General features: G+C 67.6%; 21 protein-coding genes. 8 read left to right on the top strand and 13 right to left on the bottom strand.

Translation table 11 applies throughout. The features are described 5' to 3' along the window. Window positions 1-47: 47 nt before the first annotated feature. Window positions 48-1,820 (bottom strand): alpha/beta hydrolase, encoded by a 1,773-nt coding sequence (locus tag H1R19_RS13125; protein WP_219849263.1) that lies wholly within the window; start codon window positions 1,818-1,820, stop codon window positions 48-50. A 118-nt stretch (window positions 1,821-1,938) separates the two neighbouring features. After that, the gene (locus H1R19_RS13120; RefSeq protein ID WP_219849262.1) at window positions 1,939-3,024 is read right to left on the bottom strand and encodes an NAD(P)H-dependent amine dehydrogenase family protein; all 1,086 of its coding nucleotides are present in this window, start codon (window positions 3,022-3,024) and stop codon (window positions 1,939-1,941) included. A gap of 150 nt (window positions 3,025-3,174) precedes the next feature. On the opposite strand from H1R19_RS13120, the gene H1R19_RS13115 reads away from it, so the two are divergent. Then, a complete protein-coding gene (locus tag H1R19_RS13115; RefSeq protein WP_219849261.1) occupies window positions 3,175-3,909 on the top strand; it encodes a glucose 1-dehydrogenase in 735 nt (244 codons plus the stop codon). Here the strand turns inward: H1R19_RS13115 and H1R19_RS13110 are convergent. Then, window positions 3,884-4,852, bottom strand: coding sequence for an arsenic resistance protein (locus H1R19_RS13110; protein WP_219849260.1), 969 nt, complete (start codon window positions 4,850-4,852; stop codon window positions 3,884-3,886). The genes H1R19_RS13115 and H1R19_RS13110 overlap by 26 nt on opposite strands. Before the next feature lie 67 nt (window positions 4,853-4,919). Here H1R19_RS13110 and H1R19_RS13105 point away from each other — a divergent pair, with 67 nt between their 5' ends. After that, on the top strand, window positions 4,920-5,630 hold the full coding sequence (locus H1R19_RS13105) for a CPBP family intramembrane glutamic endopeptidase (RefSeq protein WP_244970698.1): 711 nt from the start codon (window positions 4,920-4,922) through the stop codon (window positions 5,628-5,630). A 33-nt stretch (window positions 5,631-5,663) separates the two neighbouring features. Here the strand turns inward: H1R19_RS13105 and upp are convergent, their stop codons facing one another. The 5 genes from upp to H1R19_RS13080 all read right to left on the bottom strand — a co-directional run bounded on the left by upp (window position 5,664) and on the right by H1R19_RS13080 (window position 11,782). Beyond that, window positions 5,664-6,293 carry a uracil phosphoribosyltransferase gene (gene upp, locus H1R19_RS13100; RefSeq protein ID WP_219849258.1) on the bottom strand — a complete coding sequence of 210 codons (630 nt, stop codon included), beginning with the start codon at window positions 6,291-6,293 and terminating at the stop codon, window positions 5,664-5,666. A gap of 15 nt (window positions 6,294-6,308) precedes the next feature. After that, the gene (locus H1R19_RS13095) at window positions 6,309-7,559 is read right to left on the bottom strand and encodes a URC4/urg3 family protein (RefSeq protein ID WP_219849257.1); all 1,251 of its coding nucleotides are present in this window, start codon (window positions 7,557-7,559) and stop codon (window positions 6,309-6,311) included. Beyond that, entirely contained in the window at window positions 7,556-8,806 is a 1,251-nt protein-coding gene (locus tag H1R19_RS13090) for a GTP cyclohydrolase II (protein WP_219849256.1), read from the bottom strand. Before H1R19_RS13090 ends, H1R19_RS13095 begins: the two co-directional genes overlap by 4 nt. A 220-nt stretch (window positions 8,807-9,026) precedes the next feature. Further along, window positions 9,027-11,240 carry a catalase/peroxidase HPI gene (katG, locus tag H1R19_RS13085; RefSeq protein ID WP_219849255.1) on the bottom strand — a complete coding sequence of 738 codons (2,214 nt, stop codon included), beginning with the start codon at window positions 11,238-11,240 and terminating at the stop codon, window positions 9,027-9,029. 113 nt (window positions 11,241-11,353) lie between these two features. Beyond that, a complete protein-coding gene (locus H1R19_RS13080; protein WP_219849254.1) occupies window positions 11,354-11,782 on the bottom strand; it encodes a Fur family transcriptional regulator in 429 nt (142 codons plus the stop codon). Window positions 11,783-11,909: 127 nt separating this feature from the next. On the opposite strand from H1R19_RS13080, the gene H1R19_RS13075 reads away from it, so the two are divergent. Continuing rightward, window positions 11,910-12,776, top strand: coding sequence for a hypothetical protein (locus H1R19_RS13075; protein WP_219851656.1), 867 nt, complete (start codon window positions 11,910-11,912; stop codon window positions 12,774-12,776). Between the two features lie 177 nt (window positions 12,777-12,953). Here the strand turns inward: H1R19_RS13075 and H1R19_RS13070 are convergent, their stop codons facing one another. Then, window positions 12,954-13,508 carry a DUF4334 domain-containing protein gene (locus H1R19_RS13070; protein WP_188330382.1) on the bottom strand — a complete coding sequence of 185 codons (555 nt, stop codon included), beginning with the start codon at window positions 13,506-13,508 and terminating at the stop codon, window positions 12,954-12,956. 49 nt (window positions 13,509-13,557) lie between these two features. Further along, window positions 13,558-14,457, bottom strand: coding sequence for a hypothetical protein (locus H1R19_RS13065; protein ID WP_219849253.1), 900 nt, complete (start codon window positions 14,455-14,457; stop codon window positions 13,558-13,560). A gap of 69 nt (window positions 14,458-14,526) precedes the next feature. Between H1R19_RS13065 and H1R19_RS13060 the strand changes: the two genes are divergently transcribed. Both H1R19_RS13060 and H1R19_RS13055 read left to right on the top strand, forming a co-directional pair. Next, window positions 14,527-14,958: a PPOX class F420-dependent oxidoreductase gene (locus H1R19_RS13060; RefSeq protein ID WP_219849252.1), complete on the top strand. Its 432-nt coding sequence runs from the start codon at window positions 14,527-14,529 to the stop codon at window positions 14,956-14,958. 92 nt (window positions 14,959-15,050) lie between these two features. After that, window positions 15,051-15,488 (top strand): VOC family protein, encoded by a 438-nt coding sequence (locus tag H1R19_RS13055; protein ID WP_188330379.1) that lies wholly within the window; start codon window positions 15,051-15,053, stop codon window positions 15,486-15,488. Window positions 15,489-15,513: 25 nt separating this feature from the next. On the opposite strand, the gene H1R19_RS13050 is transcribed toward H1R19_RS13055, so the two are convergent. Then, complete coding sequence (locus tag H1R19_RS13050) at window positions 15,514-17,169, bottom strand: alkaline phosphatase D family protein (RefSeq protein WP_219849251.1); 1,656 nt, start codon at window positions 17,167-17,169, stop codon at window positions 15,514-15,516. 106 nt (window positions 17,170-17,275) lie between these two features. Here H1R19_RS13050 and H1R19_RS13045 point away from each other — a divergent pair, with 106 nt between their 5' ends. Next, entirely contained in the window at window positions 17,276-17,581 is a 306-nt protein-coding gene (locus tag H1R19_RS13045) for a putative quinol monooxygenase (protein ID WP_219851654.1), read from the top strand. Window positions 17,582-17,591: 10 nt separating this feature from the next. Next, the gene (locus H1R19_RS13040) at window positions 17,592-18,272 is read left to right on the top strand and encodes a DNA alkylation repair protein (protein ID WP_244970697.1); all 681 of its coding nucleotides are present in this window, start codon (window positions 17,592-17,594) and stop codon (window positions 18,270-18,272) included. Window positions 18,273-18,276: 4 nt separating this feature from the next. On the opposite strand, the gene H1R19_RS13035 is transcribed toward H1R19_RS13040, so the two are convergent. Continuing rightward, window positions 18,277-18,753 (bottom strand): VOC family protein, encoded by a 477-nt coding sequence (locus tag H1R19_RS13035; RefSeq protein ID WP_188330376.1) that lies wholly within the window; start codon window positions 18,751-18,753, stop codon window positions 18,277-18,279. A gap of 108 nt (window positions 18,754-18,861) precedes the next feature. On the opposite strand from H1R19_RS13035, the gene H1R19_RS13030 reads away from it, so the two are divergent. Beyond that, complete coding sequence (locus H1R19_RS13030) at window positions 18,862-19,848, top strand: helix-turn-helix transcriptional regulator (protein WP_244970696.1); 987 nt, start codon at window positions 18,862-18,864, stop codon at window positions 19,846-19,848. Between the two features lie 128 nt (window positions 19,849-19,976). Here the strand turns inward: H1R19_RS13030 and H1R19_RS13025 are convergent, their stop codons facing one another. Further along, on the bottom strand, window positions 19,977-20,855 hold the full coding sequence (locus tag H1R19_RS13025) for a hypothetical protein (RefSeq protein WP_425323648.1): 879 nt from the start codon (window positions 20,853-20,855) through the stop codon (window positions 19,977-19,979). Window positions 20,856-20,913: the final 58 nt, after the last annotated feature.

Raw genomic sequence — 20,913 nt, 5'->3', positions numbered from 1 at the left:
GACCCCGCCCCGCGCCCGACCGATCTTGCTCGGCTCGTGTACCGGACTCAGTCCCGCTGCAACAGGGGGATCAGCTTCTCGGTCTTGGCGTCGGTCCACCCTGGTGGATGGAGGATCTTTGCCCAGGCGGCGGGTATCGCGGCGAGGTAGAAATGCCCGTGGCCGTCCGGGACACCGGTGGACACCGCCATGTCTGCGCTCACCTGCAGGAAGGTCACGAATGGTATCCAGCGCACAGCGTCGAGGACGTCGCGACCGGGTTTCTCGGCCAGCCAGTCGGGTTCACGCAGTATCAGCCGGGGCGACCACCACGAGATGGGGTCGGAGGCGTGCTGCAGGTACACCGCGCGCCCGCGCTGCCAGTCGGTCTCGGGTGCGTCGAGGTCGGAGGCGTCGGCGGCGAAGCGGACCTGACGACCGGCGTCGTAGGTGGGCAACCACTCCGGTGTCCCGGCGTCGCGCGAGCTCGTCGTGTCGACCCACAGCGAGTTGTTGAAGGTCGGTCCGATGAAGAGTGCTCCGTCCGTGCGGGCGCTCAGTGCGGGGATCGTGCCGAATGCCGACTCCGCCGCGAACGAGCCGAGGCTCTCGCCGAAGACGACGATCTTCGGACGTTCCGCCTCGGGCAGGTTGCGTGCCCTCTTCGACACGGCTTCGAACAGTGCCTGCCCGGCCTGACGTGCGCGTTCCTTGTCCACCAGGAATGACAACCAGCTGGGCAGATATGAGTACTGCATGCTGACCGTCGCCGTGTCGCCGTTGTACATGTACTCGATGGAATCCACCGTGGCCTGGTTGATCCACCCGGTGCCCGTGGTGGACGCGACCGCGACGACCTTGCGCTTGAGGCCACCGACTCGGACGAGTTCGTCAGCGGCCAGATTCGCGTTCGCGCGCAGGTCCTTACCCGATCCGAGGCCGACGTAGGACCGGATCGGTTCCATGGCCGGGGTTCCGTTGAATGCGGTCAGCTCGTCGACGGTGGGTCCGGCGGACACGAAGATCCGGCCCTGCCGGCCGAGTGAATCCCAGGTCACGAACGATCCTGGACCGCCGGAGCGAAGCGTCGACGCCGGTGGTCGTGAGTCGGCGGTGGTCTCGTCGTTCACCGCTGCGAATGACGAGTTCAGTGCGCTCATCCCGTAGTTCGCGACGACGCCGTTGAGGACCAGCACCGTCACGACGATCGCGACAACAGCGGCGCCAAATGCCGAGATGCGCGGTGGTGCAACCCGATTCAACTGCCGAACGAGCCATGCCACGCCGTCGCCCCAGGCCCGGCCGATCGCCATGAGCAGCAGGAAGACGACGACGGAGATGATCAGGATCTGAGGATAGGCCGTCCACGACAACAGGCCGACACCCATCATGGAGCGGATCTGGTCCTGCCAACGCTGGAACAACACGAGCATCACCACCGTGCCGGCGATGGTGGCAAGCCCCAGAGCCGCCCAGACCCGGCGCGGAGGCGCCGGCCAGGGGTCGTCGCGGGAGACCATGTAACGGATCAGCCACGAGGCCAGCACCCCGAGGGCATATCCGACGGCGGCAGACCCGCCGCTCACGACGCCCTGGAACAGCGGGCCGCGCGGAAGCAGCGATGGCGTCATCGAGAACCACAGGAAGACCAGGGCGACAGTCAGTCCGACGCAGGAATAGCGATGGAGCCTGCGCCGCCACCAGCGCGGGTGCGACCCGACGGCGGCATCCTCGGGTCCGGCAGGTCCGGCAGGTCCGGCAGGTCCGGCGGGTTCAGGTGGCCGGGACTCGGGAACCTCGGTTCCCGGATCCTGATCGGATGGTGTGGTCGACGTCGACACGGGCGTTCCTCTTTTCTCGAGAACCCGAGAAACGTTACCGCCTGTCAGCTCTCAGTTGCGCGGAACGATGGCGTGGCGGCCCGCGATTGCACCCACTCCGCCATCGCCGAACAGATACTCACGCACGGAACGTGTTCGGTGTGATCCCCGGTCCGGTCACCAGAGGGAGATCCAGCGTCGTCCGGATACCCGCCGGCCCGTCGACGACGGCCGGGATCGCGTTCACGATGCGCCCCGCGGCGGCGACTATGGCGGCGTGGTTGTGGTCGCCCTTGAGGCTCGTCGGACAGATGTCGACGGTGTACGACGGTTCGCCGGTGATCTCCACGCGGTAGCAGCCGCCCGGCTGAGCGGGCTGCGCCCAGTCCGGGCGCAGATCGCCCCGCAGGCGCGTCACGTGTTCGATCACGATGGCCGGCCGGCCCTCGACCTTGCCGACGATCTGAAAGCGCACCGCGGCGCGCGTGCCCTGGGCGATGCTACCGGCAGCGACCTCGAAAGCCTCTGGCGCAGGCTCGCTTTCGTGGATCTCCTCGATGTCGTCGACAGTGACGCCGAGTCCGGCGGCCAGCTGCTGGATGGTCGTTCCCCAGGCGAGGCCGAGCACGCCGGGCAGGAACAGCATCGGCGTCTCGTCGAGGGGTTTCCCGAATCCCATGACGTCGAACATCACGGTCGCGCCGTCGTAGGTGGCGTAATCGGCGATCTCCATGCACCGGACCTGCTCGATGCGCTGACAGGTACCGGCGAACACGAACGGGATGAGGTCGTTGGCGAAGCCGGGGTCGACGCCGGTGACGAACAGGCTCGCACCGCTGGCCGCGGTGGTCTCCTCGATCTTGGTGATGGTCTTCGCCGGCATCACGCCCCACGGATACTGGAGTGTGTTGGGCGAGGAGCCCACGACGTCGATGCCGGCGGCGAGGATGCGCACCACGTCGGTGAACGCCTCGACGGGCCGGGTGTCGCCCATCGCGCAGTACACCACGCAGTCGGGGTTCGTCGCGATCAGCGCGTCGAGGTCGTCGACGGCGAGGACGCCCGTCGGCGTCTGCTGTCCGGCCAGGACCGCGGCGTCGACCCCCACTTTCTCCGGTGCCGACACGCATACCGCGGTGAGCTCGAAGCGCGGGTCCTCGATCAGCTGGATGAGGGACAGCCGGCCTACGTTGCCGGTTCCGACGAGGGCTACGCGGATGGACATGTGGTGTGGCTCCTTGAGCTGCGAGGTCGTGCACGTGGAAGTCGCGGGACCGTGGTGGTGTACACCTGTCCGGACGTATGTCTGTTCAGTAGACCATTTCGTGTTGGAACCTGTTCTATTTTCGCGGTGATCGCGGTAGCGTTGCTCGCCATGGGACGCGTAGACGACAAGGTTGCAGTGATCACCGGCGGTTCGCGGGGTATGGGTGCAGAGCACGCCCGGGCCCTGGTCGCCGAAGGTGCGAAGGTGGTGATCGGCGACATCCTCGACGACGAGGGCAAGGCGCTCGCCGCCGAACTGGGAGACGCGGCACGGTATGTCCACCTCGATGTGACCTCGCCCGAGGACTGGCAGGCCGCGGTCTCGACGGCGGTCGACGAATTCGGCAAGGTCAACGTCCTGGTGAACAACGCGGGCATCGTCAACGGGTCCACCATCCAGAAGTTCCGGCTCGACAAGTGGAAGAAGATCCTCGACGTCAACCTCACCGGGACGTTCCTGGGCATCCAGGCGGTGGCCGATCTGATGATCGAGGCCGGCGGCGGATCGATCATCAACGTGTCCTCGGTGGAGGGGCTGCGGGGGAGCCCGTGGGCGCACGGGTACGTGGCCACCAAGTGGGGTGTGCGCGGACTGGCCAAGTCGGTCGCGCTCGAACTCGCCCCGCACAACGTCCGGGTCAACTCCATCCACCCCGGCCTGGTCCGCACCCCGATGACCGAGGGCATCCCGGACGACATGGTCACCGTGCCGATGGGTCGGGCGGCCGAGTCCCGCGAGGTGTCGACGTTCGTGGTGTTCCTCGCGAGTGACGAGTCGTCCTACGCGACCGGCGCGGAGTTCGTGATGGACGGGGGACTCAGCGCCGACGTGCCCCACAAGTGAACGCCCACACCAGAACAACCATCCCGGCGAGTTCCACCAGCGTCTGAGTGATCACCGTCGCCGCCGCCAGCTCCGCCCCGACCGGAAGGGCCAGCGCCAGCGGCAAGACCACCAGAGAATTACGGGTGGCCCCGGAGAAGACCACGGCGCGAGCAGGTTTGGGCCGAAGCCGAAAGCCGCGCGCCAGGACGAGTCCGATCACCGCCATGAGGACCAGGAACGCGACGTACACCGGGACGAAGCCGGCGATCTCGCCGAACCGGCCATCGATGCGCGGCACCTGCGAGCACACCGCGACGAACAGGACGGCGATCATCAACGGGACCATCGTCGTACCCGCGGCGGTGCCGGCCGCACGCCCGGTGTCCGACCGCGCGGCCCAGGCCTGGGTGAGCCACGCCGAAGCCAGCGGTAGCACGATCAGCACGAGGAATGCCCACAGGAACGGTTCCGGATCGATGACTGATCTGCGGTCGCCGAGGAGAATCGTCAGATATACCGGGGTCAGCAGCATCTGGGCCAGCAACAACAGGGGAGTGGCCGCGAGCAGTCGCCGATGGTCGCCGCCGGCGAGCCCGGTGAACACCACCACGTAGTCCACACACGGTGACAGCAGGACGAGCATCGCCCCGACGCGGATCGCGTCGTCGGCCGGCAGCAGCGGTGACAGAGCTGCGACGACGGCCGGTGCGACGACGAAGTTGATGATCAGCACCGCCGTCATGAACCGCCGGTCACGCAGGGACGTAAGCAGGTCCGACGCCCGAACCTGCAGGAACGTCACGTACAGAAGCGCCACCAGAAGTGGGGTGACCGCGACGTCGAGTGCTTCGGCGGTCGTCGGGAAAGTCAGACCGGCGCCGAGTCCCGCCGCGATGGCGGCCAGGTAGAGCACGACCTGGTGGCGCTCGAGGCGCGCGGTCATGGTCGCGGGGGCGGACATCGCACCATTCTCGGTCACCTCCGGTGAACGCCGACACCGGGGATGTCGCGTGCGGGACACTCGACGCGTGATCACCCAGTCCCGGCGCCACGACGCCGCGCTCCTCGTGGTGGTGGTCGCGATCCTGGTCGTGGTGAACGTCGTCGCCCACCGGGTGGGCGGTCCGGTGGAGATCGCGCTGATTCCTGTCGCGGCGGTCGTTCTTCTCGCCGTCGCCCGTGGCGGCGGACTGGGGTGGCGGGATCTGGGTCTGAGTCGTTCGGAGTTGCGTGCCGGTATCCCGTTCGCTGTCGCGTCGGTGATCGTGGTCGCGGCGATCGTGTCGGCGGCCGTCGCGATCCCGGCGACGCGCGAGTTCTTCCTGTCCGACCGCTACGACGACACCTCCGAGGCGTTGCTGGCCGCCTTCGTGATCATCCCGCTGCAGACGGTGCTGCCCGAGGAGGTCATCTTCCGCGGTGTGCTGCAAGGGGTTCTGGGCCGACTGTGCAGGCCGGTGATGACGTTGATCTTCGGTGCCGTCGCGTTCGGACTGTGGCACATCTCGTCCTCGACCGGCCTCACTGCGGGCAACGAGGGTTTGAGCGACGTCCTGGGGGCGGGCGTCCTCGCCCAGATCGCCGGGATCGCCGGGGCCGTCCTGGCGACCGGCGTCGCCGGTTTCGTGCTCGGCTGGCTGCGACATCGCACCACGAGCCTGCTCGCCCCGATCGCACTGCACTGGGCGCTCAATGCGACCGGCGCCATCGGCGCTGCCGTGGCCTGGCAGGTGTCCTGACCGATATTGCCCTGCGAGGTCGCGGACCGGGGGTCACGCGGTCCCGAAGATCCGGTCGCCCGCATCGCCGAGGCCGGGCCGGATGAAACCGTTGTCGTCGAGTTCCCGATCGATGCCTGCGGTGTAGATCGGTACGTCGGGGTGCGCACGGTGGAGTACCCCGATGCCCTCGGGGCAGGCGAGCAGGCACACGAACTTGATCGACCGCGGCCCGTACTCCTTGATCCGATCGATCGCCGCGACGGCCGAATGTCCGGTTGCCAGAAGCGGATCGACGATCACCACATCACGCTCGTCGAGCTCTGAGGGCATCTTGAAGTAGTACTCCACGACCACCATGGTCTTGGGGTCCCGGTAGAGGCCGATGTGCCCGACACGGGCGCCCGGCACCACGGTCAGCATGCCGTCGGCGATACCGGCGCCCGCACGCAGAACCGCGGCGAACACCAGCTTCTTGCCGTCGATCACGCTGGCCGTGGTGGTCTCGAGCGGGGTCTCGATGGTGACCTCGTGCATCGGGATGTCCCGCAACACGTCGTAGGCCATGAGGGTGGAGATCTCGTTCAACAACCGACGGAAGTCGCTGGTGGACGTGTCTTCGCGACGCATGAGCGTCAACTTGTGCTGTACCAGCGGATGATCGATGACGGCGACGGTGCCCATGAAGGTCCTCTCGGATCAGAAAACGGTGCCGGTGCTGTGAATCGACAACGGCGGCAGACCATCTCGTAGTTCTCCTGCTAGTACTCGGCCCGCGGCCCACGTCCCGCCTTCCAGGACGCACGCCAGCGGCATCTCCGTCGAACTCGCGCCCAGCCGTTCGCGGACCAGGTCGGCGAGTTCGTCGAGCAGTGCGACGGTCAGTGCGCGCCATTCGACGACGAGCTCGTCACCGACGTTCCACTCCCGTTGTGCCCACGCCTTTTTCCGGAGTTCGAGGACGCCGGTGTCGAGGAGGAGTCCGCCGTTGCGGTATTCGGGCAGGCCGGTCAGCTCATCGAGCCCGGTGACCTCGATTCCCGCCCACACGAACGGTTCGAGCAGCGAGTAGGTCAACCACTGCGACAGCTTGTGGAACGGCATCCAACCCGCGCTGAGGCCCGGGCCTGCCACCGCCCTGTGCTGCCAGCAATCACCGAGGGGATGAAGCCCGATCGTGTTGTCCGACGGCCAGATCGGTCCCAGGAACTCGAGGACGGCGCCCAGGATGTCGGTCGCGGAGATCCGTGGGTCGCCGTCCCGGGTGAGGTGGTCGAACAGACCGCCGGGCCGGGCGTCGGGTCCGAACACCTCCGGCCGAGCGGCGAGTGCGTCACCGAGACGACGGAGAAGGTCGACGCGCCCGTCCAGGCCGGTCAGTGGGTTCGCCCGATCCACCCCGAACGCCGACCCCAGGTCGTCGACGGTGAGGGCGGTCAGGCCGGCGGCGTCGGCGCGCAGGGGTCGGGTCGGATCGCCGGAGAACAGACCTGCGCCGAACGCGTCCCAACTCGCGACGCCGAGTCCCTCGGACCGTGTCAGCACCAGTCCGGTCGACGATTCGTGGTAGCGCCAGTCCGGTCCGGCTCCGGCGTCGAGGAGCACGCTGACCACCACCAGGTCGATGAGCACGCGACTTCGCTCGGCGGAATTGTCCGGCAGGGCGCCGTCGAGGGAATCCAGACGGTCGATGCCGCCGGCCTCGAAATGTCGCCACCGACTGTGAAAAGGGATGTTCCCCTCGGGGTATCGAGACCGGCAGGTGTCGGCGACGATCTCGGCGGCCGCGTCGAGTGCGCCGTCCTGCACGGTGAACCACGGCGACCCGCCGGCCCGCGCGCGATCGAGCAGCTGGCGGGACCGCGTTCGTACCGCGCCGGTGGTTCGGAGTAGCTCGGCTGCCCGGTCGGCGAGCGGGTCCGCCGCGGCGCCGTGCGCGGGGGAACTCACTCCAGCCCCCGGCCCTTGACCTGTCGCAGTTCGTCGGCATCGGGCACCGGTCCCGGGGTGAAATAGCCGGCCGCCATCTTCGCGTCGATCTCCACCCGGGCGTCGGCCGGGACCAGTTCGTCGGGGATGTTCACCCGTTCACCGACCTCGATGCCCGAGGTGGTGATGGCGTCGTACTTCATGTTGCTCATCGACACCAGGTGATGGATCTTGGTGATTCCGAACCAGTGCAGCACGTCGGGCATGAGTTCTTGGAACCGCATGTCCTGAACGCCCGCAACGCATTCCGTGCGCGCGAAGTACTGATCTGCGGTGTCGCCGCCGACCTGGCGTTTGCGCGCGTTGTAGACCAGGAACTTGGTGACCTCACCGAGTGCGCGCCCTTCCTTGCGCGAGTAGGAGACCAATCCGACACCGCCGCGCTGGGTGCCGCGGATGCACTCCTCGATCGCGTGGGTCAGATAGGGCCGGCACGTGCAGATGTCGGAGCCGAACACATCCGAGCCGTTGCATTCGTCGTGGACCCGGGCGGTCAGCTCGACCGACGGGTTCGAGAGGTCGCGGGCGTCGCCGAAGATGTAGACGGTCTGCCCGCCGATGGGTGGCAGGAAGACCTCGAGATCGGACCGGGTGACCAGTTCGGGGTACATACCGCCGGTCTCCTCGAACAGGACCCGGCGCAACTCGGCCTCGGAACATCCGAACCGTTGCGCCACGCCCGGCAGGTGCCACACCGGTTCGAGCGCGGCCTTGGTCACCAGGGCGGCGCCGTTGGGCAGGAGCACCCGGCCGTCGGGGACGAGTCGGCCCTTGTCGATCGCCTCGGCGATCTCGGGCAGGATCACGTGCGCTTTGGTGATGGCGATCGTCGGGCGGATGTCGTAGCCCGCGGCGATCTCGTCGGGGAAGCTCTCGGCGACGGTCGCTCCCCAGGGATCGAGGGAGACGATGACCTTGGGATCACACCATTGCGGATACGGGCCGATGTGATCGGTGGGCGCGGTGTCGGTGAGGTCGGCGCGATGTTCGCGGGCGAGTGCGCCGGCGGCGACGGCCAGCGCCCGATACACGCTGTAGGACCCGCTGTGGGTGCCGATGACGTTGCGGTGACCGCGCGTTCCCGTGGTGCCGATGACCGGTCCTCGTTCGGCCGCGGTGGCCGCGCCCCAGTGGAGGGGCGGGGCGTCGACCCCGCCGCTGTGTGAGGTCAGTCGGATGTGGCCCAGAGACCTGTGCTCGCCGGACATCGTCGTCACCTTCCGTCACGGCGGTCACCCGCCAACCGAGGGAAAGCGCCAGCATAGTTCCGGATTCGCGTGCGCGCCGGGCGACGAGACGACTCCGTCACGGAGGGACGAGACGGCTGCGCCAAGGAGAACGCCGGGGTCGGTAGACACCGAAGCGGAGGTACCCGGGAACCGGATACCTCCGCCTCGCGACGTCGTCAGATCAGCGGGCGTCGTCAGATCAGAGGTCGAACCGATCGAGGTTCATGACCTTGTCCCAGGCCGCGACGAAGTCCTTGACGAACTTCTCCGTGGCGTCGTCGGTGGCGTACACCTCGGCCAGCGCCCGCAGCTGCGAGTTGGAGGTGAACGCCAGGTCGACGCGCGAACCGGTCCACGTCTGCTCACCGGTGGCCCGGTCGCGGCCGACGTAGACGTTGTCGTCGTCGGTCGATGTCCAGGCCGTCGACATGTCGAGGAGGTTGACGAAGAAGTCGTTCGTCAGCAGACCCGGCCGGTCGGTGAACACGCCCATGGGTGAGTCGCCGAAGTTGTTGCCCAGCACCCGGAGTCCGCCGACGAGGACCGTCATCTCGGGGGCGCTCAGCGTCAGGAGGTTGGCCTTGTCGACGAGCTTGAACTCCGCGGGCAACTCGCTGCCGTCGCCGAGGTAGTTGCGGAAACCGTCCGCCCGGGGCTCGAGGTAGGCGAACGAGTCGACGTCGGTGTCCTCCTGCGTGACGTCGGTACGTCCCGGTGTGAACGGCACCGTGATGTCGACGCCGGCGTCCTTCGCCGCCTTCTCCACGGCGGCCACACCACCGAGGACCACCAGGTCGGCGAACGAGACCCTGGCCCCGGCCTCACCGGTGAACGACTGCTGGATGCCCTCGAGTGCAGTGATCACCCGGGCCAGCTCTGCGGGCTCGTTGGCCGCCCAGGAGGCCTGCGGCTGCAAGCGGATGCGGCCGCCGTTGGCGCCGCCGCGCTTGTCGCTGCCACGGAAGTTCGACGCTGCGGCCCAGGCGGTCTTCACCAGCTGGGACACCGTCAGTCCCGATGCCAGGACGCTCGCCTTGAGCGAGTCGATGTCGGCGTCGGAGAGAGTCGGGCCCTCGTGGGCCGGGACGTTGTCCTGCCAGGGGTAGGTCACCTCGGGCACGAGCGGTCCGCGGTAGCGGATCGCCGGTCCCATGTCACGGTGGAGGAGCTTGAACCAGGCCTTGGCGAACTCGTCGGCCAGCTCCTCCGGGTGGTCCAGCCAGCGTCGCGTGATCTTCCCGTATTCGGGGTCGTAACGCATGGCGAGGTCCGTTGTCAGCATCGACGGGTGGGTCTTCTCCTCCCCGAAGGCCTTGGGTACGGTGCCGACTCCGGCGCCGTCCTTCGGACGCCACTGGTTGGCGCCCGCCGGGCTCTTGTAGAGCTCCCACTCGTAGCCGTACAACGTCTCGATGAATGCGTTGTCCCAGGTGGTGGGGGTCGGGTTCCAGATGACCTCGAGGCCGCTGGTGATCGCGTCCGCACCCTTGCCGGTCCCGTAGGCGCTGTTCCAGCCGAGACCGGCCTGCTCCGGGGATGCCGCCTCGGGCTCGGGTCCGACGAGTGCCGCGTCACCGGCGCCGTGGGTCTTGCCGAAGGTGTGGCCACCGACGATGAGCGCTGCGGTCTCGACGTCGTTCATCGCCATGCGGGCGAAGGTCTCCCGGATGTCGGCGGCGGAGGCGATGATGTCCGGATTGCCGTTCGGGCCTTCGGGATTGACGTAGATCAGGCCCATCTGCACTGCGGCGAGCGGCTTCTCGAGCTCGCGGTTTCCCGAGTAGCGCTGGTCGGCGAGCCACTCCAGCTCCGGACCCCAGTACACCTCGTCGGGCTCCCACTCGTCGACGCGTCCGAACGCGAAGCCCGCGGTCTCGAAACCCATCGACTCCAGTGCGACGTTGCCGGCGAAGACCAGCAGGTCAGCCCACGACAGCGCCTTGCCGTACTTCTTCTTGATCGGCCACAGCAGGCGACGTGCCTTGTCGAGGTTGGCGTTGTCGGGCCAGCTGTTGAGCGGCGCGAAACGCTGCATGCCTGCGCCCGCGCCGCCGCGTCCGTCCTCGACGCGGTAGGTGCCGGCCGCGTGCCACGACATACGCACGAACAGGCCGCCGTAGTGACCGAAGTCGGCGGGCCACCAGTCCTGCGAGTCGGTCATGAGGGCGGTCAGGTCGGCACGCAGTGCCTCGACGTCGAGATTCTCGAGCGCCTCGTGGTAGTCGAAATCCGGGTCCATCGGATTCGCGACATCCGGATTGTGCTGCAGCATCTTGAGATTGAGCTGGTTGGGCCACCAGTCGCGATTGCCGCCGCCCTGGGTGGGGGATTTGAGGCTGCCGTGGGCGACCGGGCAACCGCCGGTGCCGGGCTCGGTGTTGGCCTCTGCGATGGGCGGGTGTTCTTGTGCCATTTCGGTCCTTTCGGGACATGGTGAGGACTGCGATCACCAATGGGTGTGATCGCAGCAAGGGAGGTGAAAGGGATGGGGGTGCGGTTGTGTGTGTCGGGGCCGTTCGGCCGGGATCAGGTGGGGTCGGGGATGCAGTCGGGGCAGTAGCCCCAGTAGACGACCTCGGCCTCGTCGATGACGAAGCCCCGGTCGTTGGAGGCGGTGAGACACGGGGCTTCGCCGACCGCGCAGTCGACGTCACCGATGGATCCGCATGCACGGCAGATCACGTGATGGTGGTTGTCGCCGACGCGTGACTCATATCGAGACACATGCCCGGCAGGCTGGATTCGCCGCACAAGTCCGGCGGATGTCAACGCGCCCAGGACGTCGTACACCGCCTGTTGTGACACGTCCGGGAGTTCCTCACGCGTGGATCGGAGTACCGCGTCGGTGTCTGCGTGCGGGTGTGAATCCACCGCGCGCATCACCGCGACCCGCGGACGGGTCACCCGCAGTTGTGCCGCGCGGAGATGCCGCGCGCAGTCGTCTTCGGTGAGCATGTGGTCCAGTATGCACACTTTTCTGGAATCATTCAAAAGTAGGGTGATGTCGTTGACAATCGGGGCATCGTCGCGTCGTAAGATCTGCTCATGTGGAACCGACGCCCGCCCGGCCGCGGGTGACGCGATGTCGGCCTATGACGAGATCGTCGACGAGCTCTACGGCTTGAGCCCGGATCTGTTCGTCCAACGACGGAACGAACTGGCCAAGACGGCGAAAGCTGACGGAGATCGTGAACTGGCACAGCAGATCTCGAAGCTACGCCGTCCCACACAGTCGGCGTGGGCCATCAACCAGTGGGTGCGCGCCGACCCCGATGGCAGCGCGGACATCGCCCATCTCGCCGCCGACCTCACGGCTGCACAACGCCGCTCGGCGGCGGACAAGATGCGTGAGCTGTCACGGCGTCGACAGGATCTGATCAGCGCCTCCGCCGGAGCGGTGCAGCGGACTGCCGCAGACCTGCAGGTCCCGCTGGCCGACGGAGCGGTGCGCGAGGTCGTGCAGACGCTTCGGGCCGCGATCGCCGACGCCGACACGCTGGAACAGCTACGACGCGGCAACCTGGCCTCATCGGCGGAATACAGCGGTTTCGGGCCCGCGGGGGTCTTCGTCGTGCCGGAGCCTGCGCCGGCTTCGACGCCGCCACCGGAGCCCGGCGAGCAGCAGGAGCCGAGTGCAGCGGACACCGAGCGCGACGATGCGCGGCGCGAGTTGCAGGCGCGGCTCGCCGATGCCGAGCAGCGGGAGAGATCGGCCCGCGAGGAACTGACCGAGGCGTCGACCGGTGTGGAGACCGCGTCGTCCGCGGTCGACGAACTTGCCGAGCAGGCACAGGAGCTCCGAGACGAGCTGACCAGGTGCGAGGAGGCACTGCGCTTTGCGCGGCACAGTCTGACCACTGCGGAGCATGGACGTGCCGGGGCCAAGATCGCACTTCGGGAGGCCGTTGCCGCGGCCAACGAGGTCCGGGCGGCGCTCGCGGAGCTCTGACGACCCGACAGTCGAGGCCGGCGTGCCGGGGTGCGGGGGGCGACCAGCAGTGCGAGAGTCGGCGATCCGTGGCGTGTTCGGCGATTCGCTGGTCGACTCCGTGAAATCTCTTCCCCCTCAGTGTCTTCCAAGGGAGTATTGCCCTTCGGTCGTGCTGAGAGGGACGCGAATTCCGTGTTACATCAGACGCAGCGAGTCGTCGCGACGGAGAACGAAGAAGTACGGACTCGGTGAACCCTTGAGGTCCATCGCGCCGACAACGGCGTCGTCGGAGACGCGGCGGAAGACGTCGTTGATGGGGAGCTGGTCGTAGATCATGGTGGCCGTGTCGGTGCCGCGATACCGCGTCGTCCGCAGACGGGCTCGGGCGCGCCGGGTCTGGCTGAGGAGCCGCGTGGCGGCGATCGGAGTGGCGAACGACATCGACTTCACCTGAGGTGTCTTCTCCGCGACTCCGAGGCCGCCGAAGGCGATGGCCGGGTTCATCGCCCAGAGGGCAGCCCCGTCTCGGGTCGGGAAGAGCAGCGGGTGCACGGTCTCGGCGTCGACGAACTGCTTGCCCCACCACCCGCTCGCTGCGAGGAAACCGTCGAGGGGATGGCCGGTCGGGAGTTCGGCCCCGCGCCAGGTGCCGATCATGAACTCGGGTTCGACGGCGGCGCAGGAGTCGAACAGGTCGAGCCCCTCGGCGGTGTTCGACGGGACGGTGGTGAGGATCTCGTGCGCATGCATGGTGTCGATCGTACGTGCAAAGGAACGAGATCTGAAGAATGTCGCAATGTCAGGGGCCGCGGTCGGTGAGGACACCGCGTGGTTGCGAGCTCGTATCGTCGATCGACGTCAGCCACGCCACCGCGAACGCGCCGACGACCGCGCCGACGAAGCCGACGCAGGCGAGCCACTGCAGTCCGTCGACTGCGCGATCTCCGAGAAACAGGACGCCGATGACCGACGGGATGCCGGTCTCGCCGACGACCAGAACCGCGGTCACCGCGTTGACCGGACCCATTGCCAGCGCGATCGTCTGTATGTAGAAGGCGGAGGCGCCGGCGATGGCGATGGTCCAGGCCGCCGGGTCGCTGAGCATCACGGCCGGATCGAGCGGGTGCACGCCGTCGAGGACTCGCACCGCCACGGCCAGCGCGCCGTACATGGCGCCGGCGAGGGCGCCCGCGACGATCGCGCCCCGACGGCCGAGCAGATGAACCACCGCGATGCCGACGACGGCAACAGTCGTCGTGCCGGCGAACAGCGCCCAGTGAAAAGCCATGTCGTGCTTGGTCGCGGCCTCGTGAGACGCCGATGCGCCGAGAATGCACAGCGAGGCGACCACGACCCCCATCGCGACGACGTCTCGTCCGCGAAGGGCCGTACCCAGCAGGACGGTGCCGAGGAGGGCGGTGACGATCAGGTTGCCCGCGACGATGGTCTGCGCGAGGAACAGGGGGAGCAGCCGGGCCGCGACCGCGCCGCCGGTGAAGCCGACGATCACCAGCACGGTGCCGACCACGAACGCGGGATCGCGGAACGCTGCGAGTATCGACCGTAGCGACGTTCCGGAGCCGGGCACGTCCTCCTCCGCGGCGGCTGCGACCCGTTGCGCACCGAGCGCCCTCAGAACAGTCGAGAGTCCATAGGCGACCGCGGCGAGTGACGCTGCGATGATCCCGATGACGAACACTGTTCGACGGTAGCCGCGCCCGGGTGGCCGCGCCGGAATACTCGAGGACTGCCCACAGTTGCCGACGTCATGACCCCACCGCCGTATGATCCGCGCGACCTTCTCACCGAGGCGCGTCTGGGTGTTCTCGCCACGATCAGATCGTCCGGATTGCCGCAGCTGTCGCCGGTCACGCCGTTCTACGACCGCGACGCCGACACCGTCTACGTCTCGGTGACCGAGGGACGGGCGAAGACGGCGAACCTCAGGCGGGATCCGCGTGCGGCGCTCGAGGTCACCGGGCCTGACGGCTATTCGTGGGCGACCGCCGAGGGTGATGTGGCCCTGATCGGTCCCGGTACCGACCCGCATGGTCCCGAGGTCGACGCGCTCGTCGACTACTACCGCAACGCCGCCGGGGAGCATCCGGACTGGGACGAGTACCGCCGGGTCATGGTGTCCGACCGGCGGGTGCTGATGGTCCTGTCCGTGCGTCGGGTCTACGGCGAACGATTGCGCTGATCGGCGTCCCGGCCAGACCGTCATCCGGGCGCGATCGCGCGCATCGTCGAATCAGGACCCGATCTGTCCTGATTGTGCGGGACAGTGGTGGCATGTCCTCAGAGATCCAAGTGACGTTCGACTGTGGTGATCCCGCGGCGCTGTCCGCGTTCTGGGCCGAGGTGCTCGGCTACCGGCTGCAGGACCCGCCGCCGGGCTTCGACAGTTGGGATGCCGCGCTCGACGCCCTGGGTGTCCCTGCCGAGAACCGCAACGACGCATCGGGGGTCGTCGATCCCGACGGTCGCGGGCCACGACTGTTCTTTCAGCGCGTGCCCGAAGGCAAGTCCGCAAAGAACCGGGTCCACCTCGACGTCCGCGCTGCGCCCGGCCTCACCGGTGAGCAACGCATGGACGCGCTCGAGGCCGAGGCGGCCCGGTTGGTGGCGTTGGGTGCCACCCGCGTCGAACGGCATGAACCCGCGCCGCCCCTGAGTGGGGGACACATCGTGTTGCGCGACCCCGAGGGCAATGAATTCTGCTTGGATTGACCGGATTTCGTAGAGAACGTGCGCGCTATACGCGCTCGTTTGCTACGGATTCCGCGGCGGATTCCCCGGTCAGGGGGAGCAGACCGGCAACGCCGAGTGTTCCGTCCAGATCGGGCTGTTCGAAGGTCACCCGCGCGTCCCGACCGTCCAGTGCCAGCGTCGCGATGGTGTTGCCGAACAGCGGCCCCAGTGCGTTGTGCCACGACACCGGCAGCGTCGGCGACCCGCGGCGTCGGGCCCAGCGCCGGACAACCGCTGCGAGTCGCTTGGACCACCCGAGACTGAACACCACCTTGATGTACGGCGGTATCGCGTTGTGGACCGGCGAACAGACCAGCTGGTACACCGCGGCCGCGGGGCGTTCGGGGAAGTCGGCGCGCGCCGCGTAGCTGTGGTGGACGTCGCCGGACAGGACGCTGACCGTCGCCGGTCCCGGCGTGCGATCGGCGACGCCCCGGACGAGTCCGGTGAGCCGGACGAACGAGTCGAAGAACGCGGGCCAGTGCTCCAGGTCGGCGCCTTGACGTACCTTCTCGGACAACTGCCCCCGACGCCCCGGACGCCGGGCGCCGATCTCGTTCAGCGTCTCGACATCGCTGATGACCGGTGGCAGCAGCCAGGGCAACGAGGAGCCGAGGACGAGGTGGTCCACCGACTCGATGTCGTCGTCGACCTGCCGTTGCAGCCAGTCGAATTCGACGTCGCTCAACATCTTTCGCGTCCCGCTGTCGAGGATGCGGCCGTTGCGCGAGTCGATCATGATCAGCCGGGTGCCGCCCAGGTCCCACCGGAAGCTGAACCGGACGCCCTTGGTGCTGTCGGTCTCGTGGTCGGCGCGATCGGCGAGTTCCACCAGATGCGACCAGCAGTCACCGTCGATGTCGAGCACTCGACGATAGTCCTCGGAGTCGGCGAGTTCGGTGGGGGAGAGGTTTCCCAGATGTTGGTACACCCAGTACGACGCCAGGCCCGCGCGGATGCGGTCACGCCACCACGGTTCGTCGCGCATCTGACGTCGCCACGTGTCGGAGGTGTTCCAGTCGTCGCGGATGTCGTGGTCGTCGAAGATCATGGCCGTGGCCACGGTCGAGAGGATCCACCTGATCTCCGGATCGCCCCAGGTGTGCCGGTAGAGGCCCTCGTACTCGTCGAAGCTGACGACCTCATCTGACGGTCCGGCTGCCGAGGCCCTGCTCGAGGCAAGTAATTCCTTGACCTGCGGGGTCAGCTCGTCGGCATAGACCTGGTCGCCGAGCAGGATCAGCGTGTCGGGCCATTCCTCGACGGGCGAGTGGCGCATCCGCACGGCGTAGCAGTCCAGTGCGTCGAGCCCCAACTTCTCGTCGAGCTTCGGATCCTCGGCCCTCGGGTAGCGACACGACCCGAAGACGAATCGATGGCGGTTCGCCGTCGCCGGGCCGCGTGTCCTGATGACGCTCGGCGGGAACGCCGAGTCGGGTTCCGGCCATACCTCGACGCCGTCGACGTGCACCCGGTACTCGGTGGTCGTGTCCGGTGACAAGCCGGTGACCTCGACCAACGCGTAGTTGTGGCCCAGAACCTCGAAGGTCGGCGCGCGGCAGCCGAGCACTTCGACCTCGGCAGGTGCGGCGGTCTGTACCCAGACCAGCGCGGAGGTCTCGTCGACGTGCCGCAGAATGGGTCCCAGAACCAATGACATCCGACCAGACTAGAGCGCGGCGGCGCATTGTGACGGCACAGTGAGTTTCGCGGCCGGGTGCAGTCAGCCTTCATCGCAGGTGTCTGTCGAGTCCGAGGAGAGTGTCATGGTGATCGTCGCGGGAAGCCTCGAAGTTGAGCCGGCTGGGCGTCGTGTGTATCTCGACGGGTGTCTCCCCGTCGTCGAAGCGGCCCGGCGGGCGCCCGGCTGCCTGGACTTCGCCGTCTCGGCGGACTCGCTCGATCCGGGTCGGGTCAACGTCTTCGAGCGCTGGGAGTCCCAGGCGGCGGTCGAGGCGTTTCGGGGTGTCGGCGTGGGGGACGACCAGGCACAGGCGATCATCGCCGCGTCGGTCGCCGAATACGATGTCGCAGCGCTCCGCGTGCTCGCCGGCGAGCCCGATCTCATCTGAGGGACGTCACGTGACCATCGACCTCGAGGTGGCCGTCGCCGAGGTCCTCGCAGAACTGGCCGAGCTCGACGACCCGAGGATCCGTGCGGTCAATGCGCGGCACGGCGACGACCACGGCGTCAACCTGACCGCATTGCGGGGCATCGCCAAACGGTTACGTACCCAGCAGGATCTGGCGGTTGCGCTGTGGGAGACCGGCGACACGGCGGCGCGGCTGCTGAACCTGCTCATCTGCCGGCCGAAGGCATTCGACGCCCGGCAGCTCGACGAGATGATCCGTGAAGCCGACCGGCCCAAGGTGCACGATTGGCTCGTCGGCTATGTGGTGAAGAAGAACCCACACGCCGAGGAGCTGCGCGTCGCGTGGATGGCAGACCCCGCTGTCTTCGCCGCCACTGCGGGGTGGGCGTTGACGTCGGAGCGTGTCGCCACGAAGCCCGACGGGCTCGATCTCGCCGGGCTTCTCGACACGATCGAATCCGGGATGGCCGACGCCCCCGACCGCCTGCAGTGGGCGATGAACAGCTGCCTGGCGACCATCGGCATCGAGCATCCCGAGTATCGTTCGCGCGCCGTCGATATCGGTGAGCGTCTCAAAGTTCTCGAGGACTACCCGACGTCCCCGGGATGCACGTCGCCGTTCGCACCCCTCTGGATCACCGAGATCGTGCGGCGGCGTCAGGAAGCCTGAACCCTCACGCGCCGGTGTCGGCGTACTGCACGGCTACATCGAGGATCCAGGTGACACCGAACCGGTCGGCCAGCATGCCGAACGCCGGTGCCCACGGTGCGGGCCCGAATTCCTCGATGACCTGTGCGCCGTCGGAGAGCTTGTCCCACAGCGGTGCGATCTCGTCGACGCGCGCGCCGCGTACGGAGACGAAGAACGGTGAGTCGGTGACGGTGGTCCCGTTCTCACGACGCGTCGTCGTGGCGGCGGGCGCGGGTGTGAGCCCGGACTGGCCGGGTGCGTCGTAGGCCATGATCTGGAATCCCGATGCGGCAGTGACCTGTCCGAAGACGACCTGATCGGCGCCCGGCAGCTCGCGGGGCATGCCGAAGTCGCCGTAGGTGGCGACGGTGAGTTCGCCGTCGAAGACCGACGCGTAGAACTCCAGTGCGTCTCGGGCGTTGCCGGCGAAGTTGAGATGGGTGGTGGCGGTGACCGTCATGTGTCGTTCTCCTCGTGAGTGATCCCCGCTTCTCGGGGTCTGCGCCAACTATGACCGCGATATAGGACAGGGTTCGTCCGCTGTGCGCGGCATGATGAGAGCATGCCGGTGACCCCGTCCACAGACACCTCCCGTCGACTGCTGTCTTTGCTGTCACTCCTGCAGTCGACGAGGGACTGGCCGGGATCGGTTCTCGCCGAACGTCTCCACGTCAGCGAACGGACTGTGCGTCGCGACGTGGAGCGTCTCCGCGACCTCGGCTACCGCATCGACGGCACCAAAGGGCGCGAAGGCGGATACCGACTCGACGCCGGAGCTGTCGTGCCCCCGATGCTCTTCGACGACGAGCAGGTGGTCGCGATCGCCATCGCGCTGCAGACCGCAGGTGCGACCGGCGCGGGCATCGGGGAACCGTCCGCCCGCGCGCTGTCGACCCTCCGCCAGGTGCTGCCGAGCCGGCTACGTGCCCGGATCGACACCGTCGAGGTGTCTGCCGTCGGTGCACGAGCCGATCAGGCGCGGACCGAAGTGCTGCTCCCCATCGGGGCCGCCATCCGCGGACACGAGGAACTTCGCTTCGACTATCACTCTGGCAGAACAGATCCCGTCGACGCTACGCCTCGGCGTACGCAGCCTCATCACCTCGTCGCACGTCACGGCCGCTGGTATCTGGTGGGCTGGGACTCAAATTCGGGCGACTGGCGGATCTATCGAGCCGATCGCATGACGCCGCGGGTGCCCACCGGCCCCCGCTTCGTGCCGCGCGAGGTTCCCGGCGGCGATGTCGGGGAATTCCTGTCGGCGAGATTCAAGGGTGCCGAACCCGCCGCTACCGGTCGATCGGGCCGGTGGCCGTGCGAAGGTGAGGTGATCCTGCACGTCGACGCCATGGAAGCGGTGTCCTTCCTCCACGACGGTGTGATCGAACCGCTCGGACCCGGCCGATGCCGAGTTCGTCTGGGATCGTGGTCATGGACCGGACTGTGTGCCTCGCTTCTGCGTTTCGACGCCGACATCGAGGTGATCGGACCGGCGGACCTGCGAGACGCTTTCTCCGCGTTGGCAACCCGGTCCGCACGGGCCGGCGGCGCGTGAGTGTGTGGTGCTTCAGCGATCCGTCGGAGCGCTACGACCGGTATCCGGTGTTCGGATGCACACTGGATGGTTCCAGCACCCCGGAGTCGGCGTAGAAGCGCAGAACGGAAGCGGTGAATCCTGGGATCTCACTCGAAGTGCGACGCGTACGCGCGGTAAGGCACCTGTCCGGTCGGGCTGGCCTTGATCGCAGACGCGACGGCCGGGGGGATGGGCGCCCAGTAGGCGGGCATGGCCGCAGCCAGGGACGGCTTGACGATGTAGAGCAGCGCGAAGTTGACGAGCCAGAGCGGTGGGGCCATCGACATGCCCACCGTCGTGGTGACGCCGCCCTTGGTGTTGGTCACCAGCTGCGCGTTGCCCGACATCTGTTGTGCGACGAAGCCGAATGGCACCTCCACGGTGTAGGCCGACCGGTAGAGGGCCAGCAGGGTGTCGGTGGCACCGTTGTCGCGCAACCACTTTCCGACGTAGCCACCCGGTTCTATCAGCGAATTGACCTGTCGCGTAGGAGCACTGGCGTTGGCGGGACTCTGCAACAGGCCCTGGTCGGTGACGTATAACCCGTAGCTGCCCAGCACCGACTTGCCGTACATGGGACGGCCGTCGGTGTTGGTGAGGATGATCAGGCAGGCGTCGATGATCTTGGCGGCGTCGCGACTCCCACCGACTCCGCCACCACTGATGAATGCGCGGAACTGCTGTTCGGAGAGTGCGTCGCGGGGCGAGAGTCCGATCCCGGCGGCGATCCGGTCGGCCGCCTGCTGGCCGAGGGGCCGATTCAGCTGGGCCGAAGCGGTCAGCTTCGGTGGCGCCAGACCTTCGAAACCGGGTGCGCCCGAGAACGGTAGAGCGAACCCGGTCGGTCCCGGTTGCCCGGGCGCCGCCACTGCGGGAGCGGACAGCGACGTCGACGCCGCAAGGGCGAGCACCCCGGTCAAGGCCAGGAACCAGGTGAACGGCACCGAAAGCCGTTCCCTACCTCGACGATTCGATTCTGTTGCCACCCAGCCGTCCATGCATGCGCCTCTTACCGGTCGAGTGCCAACATTGCGATGGCTCAGT

It is taken from the genome of Gordonia jinghuaiqii (assembly GCF_014041935.1).
GTDB lineage: Bacteria > Actinomycetota > Actinomycetes > Mycobacteriales > Mycobacteriaceae > Gordonia > Gordonia jinghuaiqii.
This window is presented reverse-complemented; position numbering and strand designations above follow the sequence as displayed.